Below are 18,815 nucleotides of genomic sequence, written 5' to 3'. Positions count from 1 at the left end.
TTAACGCCGCCGCGCAGCGACCAGAGCCCGTCGGCGACCGCTCGACGGGCTTTTTTGTTTCAGCATGAATGAGAGCCGGTGGCTAATCCGGCAATCAGGCGTGGCCCGCATCCACGGACAGCATCGCGGCCGATACGCCCATCAGCGCCAAGGCCCGGTCGTACTTATCGTCCAGCGCCTTGTCGAAGATCAGTTCCTCACGTGCCGGGCATGTGAGCCAGCCGTTCTGGGTGATTTCCGCTTCGAGCTGGCCTGGGCCCCAGCCGGCGTAGCCGAGCATCATGGTCGCCCTCACCGGCCCCTCGCCGCGCGATATGGCGCGGACGATGTCGAGCGTTGCCGTCAGGCAGATGTCGTCGCTGACAGGGATGCTGGAATCGCTCAGGTAGTCGTCGGAATGCAGCACGAAGCCGCGGCCCGTCTCGACCGGACCGCCGGCCTGAATCTGGAAATCCCGCGTCATCTGCGGGAGCCGGATCGCCTCGTCCTCATCAAGAATATCAAGGTGAAGCAGCACGTCGGGAAAGGTCAGTTGCTGAGGCCGGTTGAGCACGAAGCCCATCGCGCCATCGCCCGAGTGGGCGCAGATGAAGATGACCGTGCGGGCGAAATTGGCATCAAACATTCCCGGCATGGCGATCAGGAACTGACCGTCAAGGAAACCTCGCTCCCGTCTCTTTTGCGCCATCGGAGTCGACATCATGGGAACAGCCTATCAATTCGCCGCGAAATGAAAAGCGCCTCTGCGTCGCGGCCTGGAAATATTGCACGCACGACGTTCACTTCGCCGTGTCCGATCAAGTGATTATGATCGTTGCTCTCTTTGGAGCGTCTGGAGCCTCACCGGCAAAAGCGATATTGCTTCCGGCATGACCCAGTGCCCCACACACCACAACATGGCCCAGTTGATTGGCGCGGCAAGCCTCGTCGCCGGATTTTTTCTTGGCCCCGCCGCAGAGGCCGCCACCAGCGAGTGGGTCACCTCCCCCGGCGGCATGATCCGCCTCGTCGCGGCGCAGCCCAGGCAGGATGGCACGATCCCCGCAACGCTCGAAGTCAAGCTCAATGCCGGCTGGAAGACCTACTGGCGTGAACCGGGCGCAAGCGGCATTCCCCCGCAAGTGACGATCGACCCGGCAAGCGGCGTGGTGCTCGAAAAGGTCGGGTTCCCGGTGCCCAAGACGTTCGACGATGGCGTGGTGCGCTATGTCGGCTACGACAAGCCGGTCGCTTTCCCGCTGACACTGAAGCGGGTCCAAGGCACGGGCGACGTCACGCTTCGCGCCTCCGTGTTTCTCGGCATCTGCGAGGACATCTGCATCCCGGTTCAGGGCGAACTGACGCTGGCGCTGAAAGAGGGCGACTTCGACAATCCGCTCGACAGCGCGCGCATCGAAGACGCCGTCGCTCTATTGCCGGAAGCGCCTTCCAAGGACTTTGCCGTCACGGCGAGCCACTATGATGCCGAAAGAACCCTGCTGCGCCTCTCTGTGCATCTGCCGGGTGGCGCGGACCATCCGGAGCTGTTTTTGGCCGGCCCCACCGGGGTTTCCTTCGGCAAGCCCGAGATCGCGGTCGAGGGCGAGGCGAGCCTCAGCGCTGCCGTTCCTGTCCGCCTTTCCGGCAAGGACAGGGAACTCAAGGGCAAACCGATCGTTGTCACAATACGCGCCAAGGGCCGCAGCATGGAGACGACCCTTGCCTTTGATTAGGCCACATCTATAGTCCGCCGAGTTCTCCGACGCGTGCGGAGAAGCAAGGACGCAAGCAACGCAAGGAGAGTGCCGTGACCATTGCCGTCGGAGACAAACTGCCAGCCGCAACCTTTAAGGAAAAAACCGCCGACGGTCCGGTGGAAGTCACGACCGATCAGCTCTTTTCGGGCAAGCGCGTCGTGCTCTTTGCCGTTCCCGGCGCCTTTACGCCCACCTGCTCGCTCAACCATCTGCCCGGCTACCTCGAAAACCGCGACGCGATCCTCGCCCGCGGCATCGACGATATCGCCGTCGTCTCGGTCAACGACCTGCATGTGATGGGCGCCTGGGCGACCGCGTCCGGCGGCATGGGCAAGATCCATTTCCTGTCGGACTGGAACGCCGCCTTCACCAAGGCGCTCGGTATGGACATCGACCTGTCGGCCGGCACGCTCGGCGTCCGCTCGAAGCGCTATTCGATGCTGGTGGAAGATGGCGTCGTGAAATCGCTCAATCTCGAAGAAAGCCCCGGACAGGCGACCGTTTCGGGCGCTGCCGCCATGCTCGAGCAGATCTGAGCGCAGAAGTAGCCGCAAACGAAAAACGGGCCTCAACCGGCCCGTTTTTTTACTTCACGAGAAGAGAGTCCGAACGGCGCCCCTTCTTGTAGGGCTCCATACCCTTGCGGGCGAGCTCGTCGGCGCGCTCGTTTTCCGGATGGCCGGCATGGCCCTTGACCCAATGCCACGTCACCTTGTGGCGGCGGTTGGCTTCGTCCAGCCGCTGCCAGAGCTCGCCGTTCTTCACCGGCTTCTTGTCCGCGGTTTTCCAGCCGTTCTTCTTCCAGCCATGGATCCACTTGGAGATGCCGTCCATAACATATTTGCTGTCGGTATGCAGGTCGACCTCGCAGGCGCTCTTCAGGGCGTCGAGCGCCGAGATCGCTGCCAGAAGCTCCATGCGGTTGTTGGTCGTTTCCGCCTCGCCGCCCGAGAGTTCCTTTTCCACCTCACCGTAACGCAGCACGGCGCCCCAGCCGCCCGGCCCCGGATTGCCGGAGCAGGCGCCGTCGGTAAAGATATCGACATGTTTCATGCCCGGCCCTCTTCGCGTCTCAGGCCGTATTCCGCGCTCGAAGCGATGGCGCGGTGGAAGCGGATCTTCGTCAGATATTCGAGCGGATCCTTCTTGACCACGAGCGCGCCGGCAGGCGTCATCAGCCAATCGTAGAGCCGCGTCAGGAAGAAGCGCAGCGCCGAACCGCGGCAGAGCAGCGGCAACGCATCGACCTCGGCCGGCGTAAGCCGGCGCACGCTCTCATAGCCCGAAAGCATCGCCATGCCCTTGGTGATGTTGTAGGAGCCGTTCTTTTCGAAGCACCAGGAGTTCAGGCAGACGGCGACGTCATAGGCAAGATAGTCGTTGCAGGCGAAATAGAAGTCGATCAGGCCGGACAACTTGTCGCCGAGGAAGAAGACGTTGTCCGGGAAAAGATCGGCGTGGATCACTCCGTCAGGCAGGGATTTCGGCCAATGGCGCTCCAGATGCTCGAGTTCCGCCGAGATCTCGTCCTTGAGACCCGACTGCACCTCGTCCGCGCGCGCCTCGGAATTGACCCAGAGGGGCCGCCAGCCACCGACCGAGAGCGCGTTGGCGCGCTTCAGCGCGAAGCCTTCACCGGCGAGATGCATGGCGGCAAGCGCCCTGCCAACCTCATGGCAGTGTTTTGCCTCGGGCTTGCGCAGCCACATGCCCTCAAGGAAGGAGATGACGGCGGCCGGGCGGCCGGAAAGCTCGCCAAGCAGTTCGCCATCAGCACGCGGCAGCGGCAGCGGGCAGGACAGCCCTCGCTCGGCAAGGTGATGCATCAAGCCCAGGAAGAACGGCAGGTCGCCGGCGTTCACCCGCTTTTCGTAAAGCGTGAGAATGTAGGCGCCCTTGGTCGTGTGCAGCAGGAAGTTGGAGTTCTCCACGCCCTCGGCGATCCCCTTGTAGGAGGTCAGCTGGCCGACGTCATAGGCGGTGAGAAAACGGGAGAGATCGTCTTCCGTGATATCGGTGTAAACTGCCAAGGTTTTCCACTCTCAAGAATATGCGGGCAAGGAATATGGTTATTCGCCGTTGACGAAGGCCATGTCGGCGGCGGTCAGCGGCACATGGCGGATCTCGCGATTGACGAGGAAGTTTTCGTTTTCCTCGACGGTATCGGCAAGTTCGACCTTTGCATCGTAACGCTCGCGGAAGGCCTCGATGATCTCGTTGACGATCACCTCAGGCGCCGAGGCGCCGGCCGACAGGCCCACCGTTGCGATTTCGCCCATCTCGTCCCAGTCGATTTCCGACGCACGCTGTACCAGCACCGATTTCTTCGCGCCGGCTCGGAGCGCCACTTCGACCAAACGCTTGGAATTGGACGAGTTGGGCGCACCGACGACGAGGAACAGGTCACAGCCGGGCGCTGCCTGCTTCACCGCTTCCTGGCGGTTTGTGGTGGCGTAACAGATCGAATCGGCAGCGGGTGCCGTCAGGTTCGGGAAGCGCTCGTGCAGCCGCTTGATGACGCCGGCGGTGTCATCGACAGAGAGCGTCGTCTGGGTGACGAAACCGAGATTGTCCGGATCCGGCGGCTGGTACACATCGGCATCCTCGACCGTTTCGACCAGCGACACGGCGCCTTCGGGCAACTGTCCCATGGTGCCGATCACTTCCGGGTGGCCGGCATGGCCGATCAGCACGACGTGCCGACCGAGGCGGTTGTGGCGCATTGCCTGCTTGTGGACCTTGGAGACCAGCGGGCAGGTGGCGTCGAGATAAAAGAGATTACGGGCATCGGCATCCGCGGGCACCGATTTCGGCACGCCGTGGGCCGAGAAGACGACCGGCTGCTTGCGGTGCTCCGGCGGGATCTCGTCGAGTTCCTCGACGAAGATCGCGCCCTTGGCCTCGAGGCCCTCGACGACATAGCGGTTGTGCACGATCTCGTGACGGACATAAACCGGGGCGCCGAACTCCTTCAACGCCAGGACGACGATCTGGATGGCCCTGTCGACGCCGGCGCAGAAACCGCGCGGACCGCAGAGGCGAATGGTGATCGGGGATTTTTCTGCCGCTGATGATGTCATGGATCAGGATGCCACTAGAAGGAAAACAAGCGCTGCGATCGCCGGGCCGCCCTGGATGAACAGGATGCGCAGCTTGACCGACCACGCGCCATATATAGCGGCAACGACCACGCACACAAGGAAGAACACCTTCAGCTCGACGGCAAAGGACGGTTCCGACTGGATCAGGGACCAGAACAGGCCAGCGGCAAGGAAGCCGTTATAGAGCCCCCTGGTTTGCCGCCAGCACCCGTGTTGCCTCCGCCTGCTCCGGCGTCATGCGGAAGACGGCATCCCCTGGGGCCCGGTCCACAAGAACATCTCGAGCACGAGGAAGCCGACATGCAGCAACCCCGTCAAGCCAATCAGAACGTTTGCGAAGATCGCCATCCCTGTTCCCCGCTGTCATGCTACCAGCAGGGTTAGCACGGTGCCCCCGCCTGGGCTATCGCCCGCGACGCAGCGCGTAAAGACCGCTGACCAGCACCAGTGCCGCCGCAAGACCATACCAGGTCAGGGCATATTGCAGGTGGTTGTTGGGCAGGTCGAACTGGGTGACACCGCCAATCGGCAGGCCGCCGGGATTGGGCGTGGCATCGGCATCGACGAACAGCGGCACGACCTTATCGGCGGGGAGGCCGACAGATGATGCCATCGTGTCGAGGTCCTTCCAGTAGAAGATGTTCTTGGCGAGATCATTATCCGGAACGAGCGACGACGGTTTTTCGGTGAGCTTGGGCCGTGCAAGGCCGACGACACCGACGAAGGCGGGAAGCTCACCGGCAAGACGGGTCGACGCATCCTTCTGCTCGAATGGCACGAAACCGCGATTGACGAAGAGAAAGCGGTCGTCCTCCAACCGGAGCGGCGTGAAGACGTAATAGCCGGTGCGGCCATTGAACGTCGCGAAGAAATGCCGCTCCTTGGTGTGGTCGAACCTGCCGGTCACCGTGACGGTGCGGTAGTCGATGTCACCGCCCTCGGCGAGCATCTTCTCGATGTCGGCAAGTGGCACCGGTGGCGCCGACCGATGCTCCTGAATTGCGGTCAGCAGGCCTTCCTTCCAATGCAGCCGCTGCATCTGCCAGGTGCCGAGCGAAACAAGGATGGCGAAGACAACGGCGAGCAAAAGGAAAGCGCCGAGGCGTCCGAGAAGGCTGCGCTTCTTGACTTCGATCTCAGCCACGGTCGATCTCGCCCGGGCGCGCATTGTTGCGGTACTGCAGATTGATCAGAACGCCCTTGAGCATCCGTGTCAGCCCAAGGCTGAGGATGACCGCAAGCGGGATCCACAAGATGAAATGCAGCCAGAGCGGTGGGTTGAAATTGACCTCCGCCCACAGCGCCGCACCGACGACGACGAAGCCGACGATCAGGATCACGAACACCACCGGGCCGTCGCCGGAATCGGCAAAGCGATAGTCCAGGTCACAGCTCGCGCAGGTCGGCTTCACCTTGAGGAAACCGTCGAACACCTTGCCCTGGCCGCAGCGCGGGCAAAGTCCCTTGATCCCTGTCATCACCGGGTCCACCGGCGGGAAATGTGCCTTGTCTTCGCTCACGGTTTGATCTCGATTGGCGTGTTGTTGGGAACCATTGCCCAGATTTCTTCCATTTCGGCATTGGTAACGGCAATGCAACCGTTCGTCCAATCGAAGCGCTGCGTCAAAAACGCCAGCCAACCGAAATAATTGGGCTGGCCATGGATCATGATCATGCCGCCCGGATCGACACCGCTTGCAGCAGCGGCAGAGACATCGACCGGCGCCGGATAGGAGACGTGGATGGACTTGTAGTAGCCGCTGCCGGGATTGCGCCAGTCGAGGGAATAGAGCCCTTCCGGCGTCCTCTCGTCGCCCTCCTGCCGCTTGTGGCCAACGGGGTTGCCGCCAAGCGCCACCGTGTATTCACGGATCATCTGCGCACCTTGGAAGAGCTGCAACAGCCGCCTTTCCTTGTGAACTACGACCCTGTCGACAACATCGGCCGCCGCGGCCGAAACGCATCCGACCAGAACCGCCATGCCTGCGATCGATGCAACCCGCACTGCGCGCCTCCCCGGCGTGTTTCCTTCGTGCAGACCACCAAAAGAACAAGGCGGCTGCATGGCTGCAACCGCCTTGTTCGAAGACTTACAGGCTCACGAAATTAGCCGTGAGCGATCGGCGCACCCCAGCTACCCCAGATGTAGATGGAGAAGAAGAGGAACAGCCAGACGACGTCAACGAAGTGCCAGTACCAGGCCGCTGCTTCGAAACCGAAGTGCTGCTTCGGCGTGAAGTCGCCACGGAGCGCACGGACGAGGCAGACGAGAAGGAAGATCGTGCCGACCAGAACGTGGAAGCCGTGGAAACCGGTCGCCATGAAGAAGGTCGCGCCGTAGATCGAGTCCTTGAAGGCGAACGGAGCGTGGGCATATTCGTAGCCCTGGACGAAGGAGAACAGCACGCCGAGAGCGACCGTCAGCGACAGGCCAGAGATCAGGCCCTTGCGGTCGTTGTGCAGCAGCGCGTGGTGTGCCCAGGTGACCGTCGTGCCCGAGAGCAGCAGAATGACGGTGTTGTAGAGCGGCAGGTGCCACGGATCGAGCACTTCGATGCCCTTCGGCGGCCAGACGCCGCCGGTGAAGGTGGCGCGTGTTGCCTGGATGGCTTCGCCCGGGAACAGGCTCGCATCGAAGAAGGCCCAGAACCAGGCCACGAAGAACATCACTTCCGAAGCGATGAACATGATCATGCCGTAGCGCAGGTGCAGCGACACGACGCGGGTATGGTGCCCCTCGTGCGCTTCCTTCACCGTGTCCGACCACCAGCCGAACATGGTGTAGAGAACGATGATGAGACCGGCGAGCAGAATCCAGACGTTGGCAAGCTCGAGGCCGAAGATCTTCAGCGAGCTGCCCGCGAGGTAGCGCATGTAGCAAATGCCGCCGAACGCCATGACGAAGGCGCCGATCGAGGCAAGCAACGGCCAGGGGCTCGGGTCGATGATGTGGTAGTCGTGATTCTTCTGATGCGCACCGGCCATGTCAGTAATCCCCGATATGTCTCTCTCTTGTCGCCTTTCCGGCATAGCCGAAAAGGACCTCCAGTCAAAGTTTGTTCTCTTCCGTCTTCACCTGCGCCACCGGTTTCGACGGTTCGCGCGGGTAGAAGGTGTAGGAAAGCGTCAACGTCTTGATGTCCTTGGTCTCCACCGCCTTGACGATGTCCGGATCGACGAAGAATACCACCGGCATCTCCATCTCCTCTCCCGGCTGCAGCGTCGTCTCGGTGAAGCAGAAGCACTGTACCTTGTTGAAGTAGGCACCGGCCTGCATCGGCGTGACGTTGAAGGTCGCCTGGCCCGTCGTCGGCTTCGACGACAGGTTCTTCGCCCGGTACATCACCTGCACGGTTTCGCCGATGCGGATATCGATATCGCGCTGGACCGGCTTGAACTCCCAGGGCAGGCCACCCGAGGTGTTCGCGTCAAAGGTGACCTTCACCTTCTCGTCCAGGATCACGTCCGAAGCCTGCTCGACGCGCTGCGTCGTACCGTTGTAGCCGGTAACGCGGCAAAACATGTCGTAGAGCGGTACGGCCGCATAGGCCATGCCGACCATGCCAGCGACGAAGGCAAGGCAAGTGCCGACGACGACGCGGTTCGAGCGCTGTTTGGGCGTGGTTTCCGGTGAATTCGTCATGCCATCCCGCCTCAGTTGACCATGCCGTTGCCGAACTTGATCAGCGTGACGATGTAGAACAGGACGACGAGCCCTGCGAGGACGAAGCCGAGCGCAATATTGCGACCGCGGCGCGACTTCTTCTGGGCTTCAGTGAGCTTGATGGTTTCCATCAGGCAATACTCCCGGCATTCAGCCAGATATTGACGATCAGGTGATCCGCCATCAGGGCGGAAAAGATCACGAACAGATACATGATCGAGAAGGCAAACAGCTTCTTGGCCGGCAGCATGCGCTCATCTGCCTCCGGCATGCGCAGCACGCCGATCGAGTACCAGATGAAGCCCAGACCGAGACCCGTTGCGACGGCGCCGTACCCGATGCTCGCGAAACCGAGCAAGGTGGGACAGATACCGATGAGCGCAGTCAGCACGGCATAGATGACGATCTGCTTCTTGGTGGTCGCCTGGCCGCAGACGTTCGGCATCATCGGCACGCCGACGGCGCCGTAATCGCCCATCTTGAAGAGGGCAAGCGCCCAGAAATGAGCCGGTGTCCACAGGAAGGTGATCAGGAAGAGAACGATGCTCTCGATCGATACGGCGCCGGTGACGCAGGCCCAGCCGATCATCGGCGGGAAAGCACCGGCGGCACCGCCGATGACGATGTTCTGCGGCGTCGAGCGCTTCAGCCACATCGTGTAGATGACCACGTAGAAGAAGATGGTGAAGGCGAGCAACCCGGCTGCGAGCCAATTGACGGCGAGCCCGAGGATGATCACGGAAAAGGCCGACAGCGTCAGCCCGAAAGCCAGCGCTTCCTGCGGCAGGATCTTGCCGGCGGGGATCGGGCGCTTGGCGGTACGGCTCATGACCGCATCGATATCGGCGTCATACCACATGTTCAGCGCGCCGGACGCACCTGCGCCGACGGCAATGCAGAGAATGGCGATGAAACCGATGAAGGGATTGATATGGCCCGGCGCAAGCACCAGCCCGGCGAGCGCCGTAAAGACGACGAGTGACATGACACGCGGCTTCAGAAGCTCGAAATAATCGCGCGCAGAGGCCTCGGACAGGCGTGCTACGCCTTCCATGCCGACTGCTTCGTGATTGTCGATGACCGTCATGTCCTGTCCCTGCTTTAGTCCCGGCCGCGATGGCCGTGTGTCGCCGGTTTCCCGGCGGGGTGAAGCCGCCGGAACCGGCGGCTTCTGTTCGTTGCCCGTCACTTGATGCGCGGGAGCTGTTCCCACTGGTGGAACGGCGGCGGCGAAGACAGCTGCCATTCCAGAGTGTTCGCGCCCTCGCCCCACGGGTTGTCGCCAGCGACGCGCTTCTTGGCGAAGGCTTCGAAGACGCCGAAGAGGAAGATCAGCACACCGACGGCTGCGATGTAGGAGCCGTAGGACGAAACCATGTTCCAGCCGGCATAGGCATCCGGATAGTCGATGTAGCGGCGCGGCATGCCGGCGAGGCCGAGGAAGTGCTGCGGGAAGAAGATCAAGTTCACGCCGATGAACATGACCCAGAAGTGCAGCTTGCCGACGAACTCGGAGTACATGTAGCCGGTCATCTTCGGGAACCAGTAGTACCAGGCCGCGAAGATGGCGAACACGGCGCCGAGCGACAGAACGTAGTGGAAGTGAGCAACCACGTAGTAGGTGTCGTGCAGCGAGCGGTCGAGGCCGGCGTTTGCGAGCTGAACGCCCGTGACGCCACCGACGGTGAACAGGAAGATGAAGCCGATCGCCCAGACCATCGGGGTCGTGAAGCGGATCGAACCACCCCACATCGTCGCGATCCACGAGAAGATCTTAACGCCGGTCGGAACAGCGATGACCATCGTCGCGAAGACGAAGTAGCGCTGCGTGTCGAGCGACATGCCGACGGTGTACATGTGGTGTGCCCACACGATGAAGCCGACGGCGCCGATCGCGACCATGGCGTAGGCCATGCCGAGGTAGCCGAAGATCGGCTTGCGCGAGAAGGTGGAAACGATGTGGCTGACGATGCCGAAGCCCGGCAGAATCAGGATGTACACTTCCGGGTGACCGAAGAACCAGAACAGGTGCTGGAACAGGATCGGGTCGCCGCCGCCTTCAGGCGCAAAGAAGGCCGTGCCGAAGTTGCGGTCGGTGAGCAGCATGGTGATGCCGCCTGCCAGAACCGGCAGCGAGAGCAGGAGCAGGAAGGCGGTGATCAGAACCGACCAGGCAAAGAGCGGCATCTTGTGCAGCGTCATGCCCGGAGCGCGCATGTTCAGGATCGTGGTGATGAAGTTGATCGCACCGAGGATCGAGGATGCGCCGGCGATGTGCAGGCCGAGGATCACGAAGTCCATGGCCGGCCCGGGCATGCCCGCTGTCGAGAATGGCGGATAAATCGTCCACCCCCCGCCTGCACCATAGGCGCCGGCCGGTCCCTCCACGAACATCGAAAGCAGAACCAGCAGGAATGCCGGAATGATCAGCCAGAAGGAGATGTTGTTCATGCGCGGGAACGCCATGTCCGGCGCGCCGATCATGATCGGCACCATCCAGTTGGCGAAGCCGCCGATCAGCGCCGGCATCACCATGAAGAAGATCATGATGAGCGCGTGAGCGGTCGTAAACACGTTGAACATGTGCTTGCCGCCGTCGATGGCAGCATCACCTTCGAAACCGTAGACCATCTGCGCCAGACCGTGGAAGATCTGGATGCCAGGTTCCTGCAGTTCGGCGCGCATGAACACCGAAAGCGTGCCGCCGATGATGCCCGCGAAAATCGCGAAGATCAGGTACAGCGTGCCGATGTCCTTGTGGTTGGTCGACAGGAACCAGCGCTGGAAGAAGCTCAGAGGCTTGTGCGCGTGGTCTGCGTGGCCATGATCGGAGTGATCATGGCGTTGATCTTGATGAACGGCTGTTCCAGCCATGGGTCGAGCTCCCCTTCCGAATTACTGTGCGGCGTTAGCGGCGACATCGACGGTCTTGGCCGCATCGATGGACGCCATGAGCGCCTTGTTCGCATTGCCGAGGTTGGTAGCGGCGGCTGCGAGCCAGGTGTCGTATTTTTCCTGCGAAACCACGCGGATGGCGATCGGCATGTAGGCGTGATCCTTGCCGCAGAGCTCGGAACACTGGCCGTAGTAGAGACCCTCACGGTCAGCCTTGAACCAGGTTTCGTTGAGGCGGCCGGGAACGGCATCGATCTTCACGCCGAAGGCAGGCATTGCGAAGGCATGGATCACGTCGGCGGCGGTGACGAGGACACGGACCGTCTTGCCGACCGGAATGACAACTTCGTTGTCGACGGCGAGCAGGCGCGGGTATTCCTTCTTGTCTTCCTTGCCGAGGGCGGCGCGATCTTCTTCCTTCATCAGCAGGCTGTCGAAGGAGAGCGGGCTTTCGCCGACTTCATACTCATAGGACCAGTACCACTGGTTGCCGGTCGCCTTGAGCGTCAGGTCCGGATTGGCCGGCGGCGTGAGCTGCGCGGTCAGAAGCTGGAAGGACGGAATAGCGAGGAACAGAAGCACGACAACCGGACCGACGGTCCAGACGACTTCGATCGCGGTGTTGTGGCTGGTCTTGGAGGGAACCGGGTTGGCGCTCTCGCGGAACTTGACCACGACGATGACCAGCAGGAGGAGAACGAAGAGGGTGATCGGAATGATGAACCACAGGGTATAATGTTCAAACCACGTGATTTCTTCCATGATGCCCGTAGCAGCCTGCTGAAAGTTCGTCTGCCATTCGACAGGCTTGTCAGCAAAGGCGCTCGAAGCAAAAAGCAGACAGGCAAGCGCTGCCAGAACTGCATAAGCCTTGTTTTTCACAATGTGTCTCCCCAATGCGCTTGATCAGGATCAAACCGGAACGCAGAATCCCTGCGATACTGCTGCGCTTCAAACCACAGTTTGTCCGATGCCGCAACATCTGACCAATCAACCCCATGCGGCATTTTTGCACAAACGCATCTTTTCACACAGGCACCCCTTAGAAGCCGTCGCGAATCGACTTATATGACGTCTTCTTCGCCTCCAGCGGCGTGATTGCATGCGGCTCGCCCGGCAACACACAGGATAGGGTGTTTAACGCGCCCAATTTCCGCCATATGACGCTGGAATGTGCCCCGCAGGGCTTTTCATTTATTCCCACGCGCTTCAAGAATAGCCCTGATGATTCGACGTTTTGAGGTTTACATGGGCCTGCCCCTCTTTTCGCGACTGTCGGCCTACGCCGCCTTCGGCCTTGCCGTTCTCGCTCTCCCCGTTCAGAGCCTGGCCCAGCAACCCGCCGGAACACCCGGCACGGTCAAGTCAAATCACGGCGCATGGTCGATCGTTTGCGATCAGCCGGCGGGCGCATCCAGCGACCAGTGCGCGCTGATGCAGAACGTCATCGCCGAAGATCGGCCGGAAGTCGGCCTCTCGGTCGTCGTGCTGAAGACGGCGGATCGCAAGGCGAAGATCCTGCGCGTGCTCGCCCCGCTCGGCGTTCTGCTGCCGAACGGCCTCGGCCTCAACGTCGACGGCAAGGATATCGGCCGCGCCTATTTCGTGCGCTGCTTCTCCGACGGTTGCTACGCCGAGGTCGTGCTCGAGGACGAGCTGCTGAAGACCTTCCGCTCCGGCGCGACGGCGACCTTCATCGTCTTCCAGTCGCCGGAAGAAGGCATCGGCATCCCCGTCGACCTCAAGGGCTTCGGCGAAGGCTACGACGCGTTGCCCTGACCGGACTGCGATTTCCATTAAAAAAGCCGCGCCCAAAGCGCGGCTTTTTTAATGGCCCGGTACCAACCCGGAAAAGGAAAGCCCGGATCGACGTTCCGGGCTTCGTGTTCTCAGATGAGATCGGTTCCGGCGATCTTGATGCCGAAACCTTCAAGGCCGACATAGTGCCGCTCGCGCGAAGCCAGCAGGCGAATCGAACTGATCCCGAGGTCTTTCAGGATCTGCGCGCCGAGGCCGATTTCCAGCCACTCGTTCTCGCGGGCCTGCGCCTCGTCATGCGCTTCGCGTTCGTGCTTGCCCTTGCGGGCGGTCTGCGACACGCCGACACCGACTGATCCTTCGCGCAGGTAGACGATGACCCCCCTGCCCTCTTCGGCGATGCGCTTCATGATGCGATCGATCTGGCAGTCCTTGCCGAACACATCGGCACCGACGTTCTCGAGATGCAAACGAACCGGAATATCGACGCCGTCGCGAATATCGCCGAAGACGACGGCGAGGTGCTGCATCGGATCCCAGGGCAGCGAATAGGAATGTCCCTTGGCCGGACCATAGGGCGTTTCGATATCGAAGGAGCCGCCGTGTTCGATCAGCGTTTCCTTGCGTTGGCGATAGGCGATGAGATCGGCGACCGAAACCTGCTTCAGGCCGTGGATCTCGGCAAAGCTTGCCACCTGGGGCCCACGCATGACAGTGCCGTCGTCGTTGACGAGTTCGCAGATCACCCCGATCGGCGGCAGGCTTGCAAGCTTGCAGAGGTCGACGGCGGCTTCCGTGTGACCGGAGCGCATGAGAACGCCGCCTTCGCGCGCGACCAGCGGGAAAATGTGGCCCGGGCGGACGAAGTCCGTCGGCCCGACATTGGGATTGGCGAGGTTGCGCACCGTCAGCGTGCGGTCGTCGGCGGAGATGCCCGTCGTCGTGCCGTGCTTGAAATCGACCGAGACGGTAAAGGCCGTCGTATGGGCGGAATCGTTTTCCGCGACCATGGCGTTGAGGTTGAGGCGTTTTGCCTCCTCGCGCGGCATCGGCGTACAGACGATGCCCGAGGTATGGCGCACGATGAAGGCCATCTTTTCCGGCGTGCAATGCACCGCGGCGACGATCAGGTCGCCTTCGTTCTCGCGGCCGTCGTCATCGGTTACGACGACGATTTCGCCGGCTTCGAAGGCGCGGATGGCGTCGACGACACGCTTCTGATCATAGGACATAGTGCTCTTCCCGATTTGCGCTAGGCCGAATTGCTCGGGCCCAAATTACTTGAGACGGCCGGTCTGGCCGCGGTCACGCAGGTAGTGATCGGCGATGGTGCAGGCAAGCATCGCTTCGCCGATCGGCACCGCGCGGATGCCGACACAGGGGTCGTGGCGGCCCTTGGTGCGGACATCGACTTCGTTTCCGTCGCTGTCGACCGAGCGGCGCTCGGTGAGGATCGACGAGGTCGGCTTGATGGCGAAACGCGCGATCACCGGCTCGCCGGTGGCGATGCCACCGAGAATACCGCCAGCGTGATTGGAGAGGAAGACTGGCTTGCCGTCGGCGCCGATGCGCATCTCGTCGGCATTTTCCTCGCCGGTGATCTCGGCCGCGCCGAAGCCGTTGCCGATCTCGACGCCCTTGACGGCGTTGATCGACATCAGGTTGGAGGCGATGTCCTGATCGAGCTTGGCATAGATCGGCGCGCCGATGCCGGCGGGCACGCCCTCGGCGACCACTTCGACCACCGCGCCGACCGAAGAGCCTGCCTTGCGGATGCCGTCGAGATATTCTTCCCACACCGGCACGATCTCCGGATCCGGAGCGAAGAAGGGATTGTTGTTGACCTCGGCCCAATCCCAGTTGGCCCGGTTGATCTTGTGCTTGCCGATCTGGACCAGCGCGCCGCGCACCACGAGGCCCGGAACGACCTTGCGGGCAATGCCGCCAGCGGCAACGCGCGCGGCAGTCTCGCGCGCCGACGAACGTCCGCCGCCGCGATAGTCGCGAATGCCGTATTTCAGATCGTAAGTGTAATCGGCGTGGCCCGGGCGGTAACGCTTGGCGATCTCGGAATAGTCCTTCGAGCGCTGGTCGGTGTTCTCGATTAGCATGGAGATCGGCGTGCCGGTCGAGATCATCGTCTCGCCATCCTCGTCGAACATCACGCCCGAAAGGACCTTGACGAGATCGTCCTCGCGGCGCTGCGTCACGAAACGCGACTGTCCGGGCTTGCGCTTGTCGAGCCAGGCCTGGAGTTCGGCAAGAGTGAAGCGAAGGCCGGGCGGGCAACCGTCCACCACGCAGCCAAGCGCCGGCCCGTGGCTTTCGCCCCAGGTGGTGACACGGAAGAGATGACCGAAAGTGTTATGCGACATGAAGGCTACCGAACCTTAAGCAAGCAATGTCGTACGTTTCGTACGCGGATGCCCTCTCTTAGTGGAAAGCCGGGGACGGGGAAAGACTTTTGCGCCTGCCGCCGTCGCTTCGTCACGATGCCAGGCGCAGGCCGCGATCGGTCGCAAAGGCGAGAAACTTTTCCGCGCTCAACGGCCGGGAGAAGGCATAGCCCTGCAGGACGTCGCAGCCAAGGATGCCGAGCATCTCCGCATGCGCCATCGTCTCGACGCCTTCGGCCACGGTCTCGATGTTCAGCGAGCGGGCGATCTCGATGATCGAGCGCACCAGTGCCTGCTCGCGCCGGGCGCTCAGCACCGGAACGACGAGCTGACGGTCGATCTTCAGCCGCTTCGGCTTGATCTTCAGCAGGCTGACGATCGAGGTATGGCCGGTGCCGAAATCGTCGAGTTCTATATCGATGCCGAGCTTCTTGATGCCCTCGATGTTGGTGGCGACGATATCGTCGCTCTCGTCGAGGAAGATCGACTCCACCAATTCGAAACAGATCTGGCCGGGCGCGATGCTCAAGCCTTCGAGCGAGGACAGCAGGTCGTCGTCTTGAAGCCGTTTCGCCGAAACATTGACCGAGATCTTGGGGACCCTTAGGCCAGCGGCAGCCCAGCGCATGTGGTCGATCAGCGACTTCTCGAGCACGAGGCGATCGAGTGCGGCCGTAACATTCAACTCCTCTGCGATACCGAGAAAGCGATCCGGCGTGAGGACGCCCTCACGCGGGTGGTTCCAGCGCACCAGCGCCTCCACCCCGCAGAGCGCAAGCGTCGTGGCATCGAATTGCGGCTGATACCAGGGCTCGAACTCGTCCCTCTCAATACCCTCGAGAATCTCGTCGGCGATCCGTTTGGCGGTCACCACTTCGGCCTGCAGCACCTGGGTGAAGAACTGATAGCGATTACGGCCTGCCTCCTTGGCGCGATAGAGCGCGATATCGGCATTGATAAGCAACTTGCGCGCGTCGATCTCTGCGCCACGCCCGACGGCAACGCCGATGCTGACCCCGAAGCGGCAGGGAAAGCCGTTGTAATCGACCGGCTGTCGCATAGCGGCGATGATCCGGTCACAGCGCGCCGCCAGCGCCCCCTCGCCCGGTGCACCGGTGACGGCGACCACGAACTCGTCGCCGCCGATGCGGGCGATGATATCGCCCGGCGACGTATTTGCCCGGAGGATTTCGGAGGCGTGGATCAGCATGGCGTCACCGGCTGCGTGGCCGAGCGTGTCATTGATCTGCTTGAAACGGTCGAGATCGATGTGGAGGATGGCGATATCCTCGTGATCGCCGGCCCTCGCCAGCCGCTCCAACGCCTTGTCAAGCATGCGGCGGTTTCCGAGACCGGTGAGGGGATCGTGCAGGGCGTTGTGTTCGATTCGCACCCGCGCCTGTTCCAGTTCGGCGTTCTTCGCGTCCGCCATGGCTTTGGCCGCCCGCAACTGCTCGGTCATGAGCACGTCTTCGGTGACATCGAGCGCCATGCCGACGAACTTGCGGGCACCATCCGGCGCCACGTGCAGCTTGCCGACAGAGCGGATGTGGCGGACGCCGCCGGCGGGCAGAACCACACGCGCCTGGTGAACATAAGTCTCGTCCGCGGCAATGGCACGGTTGACAGCGTCCAGCGCCGGCGTCCGATCATCGGGATGAAGTGCTGTGAGCCACGTCTCCTCGTTGGTGGTCCCATCGGTGTAGATGAGGCCGTAGAGTTGGTGCATGCGGTCGTCCCAATAGGTCAGTCCGCTGTCGAGATTCGCCTCCCACATGCCACAGCGGTAGGAATCGAGCGCCAGATCGAGGCGGCGCGAGAGCAACTCCAGATCCTGCTCACGCTCGTAAAGACCCTTCAGCGCCTGCTCAAGCTCGAGGTTCTGCTGGTCGACTTGTGCCTTGGCCGCTGTCAGTCGCTCGGTCTTCATGACATCGTCGGTGACATCCCAGCTGATGCCGGTCACCTTTGCGCGACCGTCGGCGCCGCGATGGCTGGATCCTACGTTGCGGATGTGGCGCACGGCGCCGCCTGGCAGGACGACCCGATATTGCGAGCGGTACTCCAGTCCATCGTCCAGGCTGCGGAACAGCGCGTTGGCGGCGATGCCTATGTCATCGGGATGAACGGTCGCACGCCACTCTTCGTAGGTCGGTTCCTCCAGGTGGGCCTCGAGCCCATGCAGGTGGAACATGCGATCGTCCCACGAGCGCTGCTGCGTTTCGACGTCGATCTCCCAGATGCCGATCTTGGATGCGTCGAGCGCGAGGTTCAGCCGGTGAGACAGCGTCATCACCTCCCCTTCCCGCGCTTTCAGCTTGGCAATATTGCGCTGTCGCTCGTTGAAGAGCCCGCCGGTCAAAAGGATCGGGATCACCACGATGGCGACAGCGGCGGCGATCGCGAGGCGAATGCTCTCGATGTTTGCGGGCAGCTGTTCCCAGCCGCCAACCGGCATGGCCGCGAGTTCCCATGCGCCGCCCGCCAGATCCAGCCGGCGTGTCACCGGCGCCTTGCGAAAGAGCGCGTCCTCGCCGAAGAACGCATCCTGGATCCGCTCCTCTTCGGAGATGTCCCTGATCGCGAGGTGGACGTCGACGTGGCGATGATCCTTCGTCAGTTCCGGCGCTTCAGTGCCTGCCTCCAAAAGGCGCGCGGCGCGGTAAAGCGCATTCTCGTCAATGATGGCCTCGACGTAGCCCCAGCGCTCCATCCGCCCCTGGATCTTGGAGAAGACCGGCAGGAAAAGCTCGAAGCCGTTGCGGCCACTCGGCAGGCGAATGGGGCCGATCATCACCGGCCTCACCGTCGACGATGCACGCTCGATGGCGTGCCTCGTCGCGCCGAACCTGTTGAAATCGGTGCCAACGAACCATTGCTGGCTTTCACGCGGAAAGGCGATCCATACCACGCCGGCAGGCGCCGCCGAAGCGCGAACCATCTGTGGGTTCTGCAGAAGAAGCTTCGTTGCCATGACGGTAAAATCGTCAGCCGTCATCGCCGGGTGCACGCCGATACTGTTGGCGAATCCGTTCAGCGCCGCAATGTTGGTATTGACCTCCGATTGCAACCGATTGGCGATGAGGTTCAGTTCGTTCTCGACGTCGATCCGGAGGTCGTTCTGGAAGTTTTCGAGATTCTGCCGCTCATAGATATAGCCGCCGGCAAACACGACGAGGCCGGCGATCGCCGCTGGTATGAGCGACGGTTTCGCAAATCTGGCTGCCGCCCGAATGCGCTGGCGCAGAACGTCGATGATCTTCAA

General features: G+C 62.0%; 19 protein-coding genes and 1 pseudogene. 3 read left to right on the top strand and 17 right to left on the bottom strand.

Translation table 11 applies throughout. The features are described from left to right. Positions 1 to 94 precede the first annotated feature (94 nt). Positions 95 to 700, bottom strand: coding sequence for a YqgE/AlgH family protein (locus tag LAC81_RS02955; RefSeq protein ID WP_223727750.1), 606 nt, complete (start codon positions 698 to 700; stop codon positions 95 to 97). Between the two features lie 196 nt (positions 701 to 896). Here LAC81_RS02955 and LAC81_RS02950 point away from each other — a divergent pair, with 196 nt between their 5' ends. Continuing rightward, positions 897 to 1,712: a protein-disulfide reductase DsbD domain-containing protein gene (locus LAC81_RS02950; protein WP_223726654.1), complete on the top strand. Its 816-nt coding sequence runs from the start codon at positions 897 to 899 to the stop codon at positions 1,710 to 1,712. A 74-nt stretch (positions 1,713 to 1,786) separates the two neighbouring features. After that, positions 1,787 to 2,272, top strand: coding sequence for a peroxiredoxin (locus tag LAC81_RS02945; protein WP_223726653.1), 486 nt, complete (start codon positions 1,787 to 1,789; stop codon positions 2,270 to 2,272). A gap of 49 nt (positions 2,273 to 2,321) precedes the next feature. Here LAC81_RS02945 and rnhA read toward each other — a convergent pair whose 3' ends face one another. The 13 genes and pseudogenes from rnhA to coxB all read right to left on the bottom strand — a co-directional run bounded on the left by rnhA (position 2,322) and on the right by coxB (position 12,278). Then, entirely contained in the window at positions 2,322 to 2,789 is a 468-nt protein-coding gene (rnhA, locus tag LAC81_RS02940) for a ribonuclease HI (protein ID WP_113537975.1), read from the bottom strand. Further along, positions 2,786 to 3,766, bottom strand: coding sequence for a homoserine kinase (locus LAC81_RS02935; protein ID WP_223726652.1), 981 nt, complete (start codon positions 3,764 to 3,766; stop codon positions 2,786 to 2,788). The genes rnhA and LAC81_RS02935 overlap by 4 nt, the downstream gene beginning before the upstream one ends. Before the next feature lie 39 nt (positions 3,767 to 3,805). Further along, on the bottom strand, positions 3,806 to 4,816 hold the full coding sequence (gene ispH / locus LAC81_RS02930) for a 4-hydroxy-3-methylbut-2-enyl diphosphate reductase (RefSeq protein WP_223726651.1): 1,011 nt from the start codon (positions 4,814 to 4,816) through the stop codon (positions 3,806 to 3,808). A gap of 3 nt (positions 4,817 to 4,819) precedes the next feature. Further along, a pseudogene (locus LAC81_RS02925) lies at positions 4,820 to 5,185 on the bottom strand (DUF1304 domain-containing protein). Between the two features lie 55 nt (positions 5,186 to 5,240). Beyond that, complete coding sequence (locus LAC81_RS02920) at positions 5,241 to 6,005, bottom strand: SURF1 family protein (RefSeq protein ID WP_223726650.1); 765 nt, start codon at positions 6,003 to 6,005, stop codon at positions 5,241 to 5,243. Beyond that, positions 5,974 to 6,357, bottom strand: a complete 384-nt coding sequence (locus LAC81_RS02915) for a DUF983 domain-containing protein (RefSeq protein ID WP_223726649.1) — start codon at positions 6,355 to 6,357, stop codon at positions 5,974 to 5,976. The genes LAC81_RS02920 and LAC81_RS02915 overlap by 32 nt, the downstream gene beginning before the upstream one ends. Continuing rightward, positions 6,354 to 6,818, bottom strand: a complete 465-nt coding sequence (locus LAC81_RS02910; protein WP_223727749.1) for a L,D-transpeptidase family protein — start codon at positions 6,816 to 6,818, stop codon at positions 6,354 to 6,356. The genes LAC81_RS02915 and LAC81_RS02910 overlap by 4 nt, the downstream gene beginning before the upstream one ends. A gap of 125 nt (positions 6,819 to 6,943) precedes the next feature. Beyond that, positions 6,944 to 7,822: a cytochrome c oxidase subunit 3 gene (locus LAC81_RS02905; RefSeq protein WP_113537981.1), complete on the bottom strand. Its 879-nt coding sequence runs from the start codon at positions 7,820 to 7,822 to the stop codon at positions 6,944 to 6,946. A 64-nt stretch (positions 7,823 to 7,886) separates the two neighbouring features. Next, positions 7,887 to 8,480, bottom strand: coding sequence for a cytochrome c oxidase assembly protein (locus LAC81_RS02900; RefSeq protein ID WP_223726648.1), 594 nt, complete (start codon positions 8,478 to 8,480; stop codon positions 7,887 to 7,889). A gap of 11 nt (positions 8,481 to 8,491) precedes the next feature. Further along, complete coding sequence (locus tag LAC81_RS02895; RefSeq protein ID WP_223726647.1) at positions 8,492 to 8,632, bottom strand: hypothetical protein; 141 nt, start codon at positions 8,630 to 8,632, stop codon at positions 8,492 to 8,494. Next, positions 8,632 to 9,588, bottom strand: coding sequence for a heme o synthase (locus LAC81_RS02890; RefSeq protein ID WP_223726646.1), 957 nt, complete (start codon positions 9,586 to 9,588; stop codon positions 8,632 to 8,634). Before LAC81_RS02890 ends, LAC81_RS02895 begins: the two co-directional genes overlap by 1 nt. A gap of 98 nt (positions 9,589 to 9,686) precedes the next feature. Further along, positions 9,687 to 11,375 carry a cytochrome c oxidase subunit I gene (gene ctaD / locus LAC81_RS02885; protein ID WP_223726645.1) on the bottom strand — a complete coding sequence of 563 codons (1,689 nt, stop codon included), beginning with the start codon at positions 11,373 to 11,375 and terminating at the stop codon, positions 9,687 to 9,689. A 21-nt stretch (positions 11,376 to 11,396) separates the two neighbouring features. Then, positions 11,397 to 12,278: a cytochrome c oxidase subunit II gene (coxB, locus tag LAC81_RS02880; RefSeq protein WP_223726644.1), complete on the bottom strand. Its 882-nt coding sequence runs from the start codon at positions 12,276 to 12,278 to the stop codon at positions 11,397 to 11,399. 366 nt (positions 12,279 to 12,644) lie between these two features. Here coxB and LAC81_RS02875 point away from each other — a divergent pair, with 366 nt between their 5' ends. Continuing rightward, positions 12,645 to 13,175, top strand: a complete 531-nt coding sequence (locus LAC81_RS02875; RefSeq protein WP_223727748.1) for an invasion associated locus B family protein — start codon at positions 12,645 to 12,647, stop codon at positions 13,173 to 13,175. A gap of 110 nt (positions 13,176 to 13,285) precedes the next feature. Here the strand turns inward: LAC81_RS02875 and ribB are convergent, their stop codons facing one another. From ribB to LAC81_RS02860, 3 genes are all read right to left on the bottom strand, one after another. Beyond that, positions 13,286 to 14,386, bottom strand: coding sequence for a 3,4-dihydroxy-2-butanone-4-phosphate synthase (ribB, locus tag LAC81_RS02870; protein ID WP_223726643.1), 1,101 nt, complete (start codon positions 14,384 to 14,386; stop codon positions 13,286 to 13,288). A gap of 45 nt (positions 14,387 to 14,431) precedes the next feature. Next, positions 14,432 to 15,529: a chorismate synthase gene (gene aroC / locus LAC81_RS02865; protein WP_113537988.1), complete on the bottom strand. Its 1,098-nt coding sequence runs from the start codon at positions 15,527 to 15,529 to the stop codon at positions 14,432 to 14,434. A gap of 112 nt (positions 15,530 to 15,641) precedes the next feature. Continuing rightward, positions 15,642 to 18,815, bottom strand: a complete 3,174-nt coding sequence (locus LAC81_RS02860) for an EAL domain-containing protein (protein WP_223726642.1) — start codon at positions 18,813 to 18,815, stop codon at positions 15,642 to 15,644.

It is taken from the genome of Ensifer adhaerens (genome assembly GCF_020035535.1).
Taxonomy (GTDB): Bacteria; Pseudomonadota; Alphaproteobacteria; order Rhizobiales; family Rhizobiaceae; genus Ensifer.
Note: the sequence above shows the minus strand (reverse complement) of the source record. Positions and strands in the feature narration are given on the sequence as shown.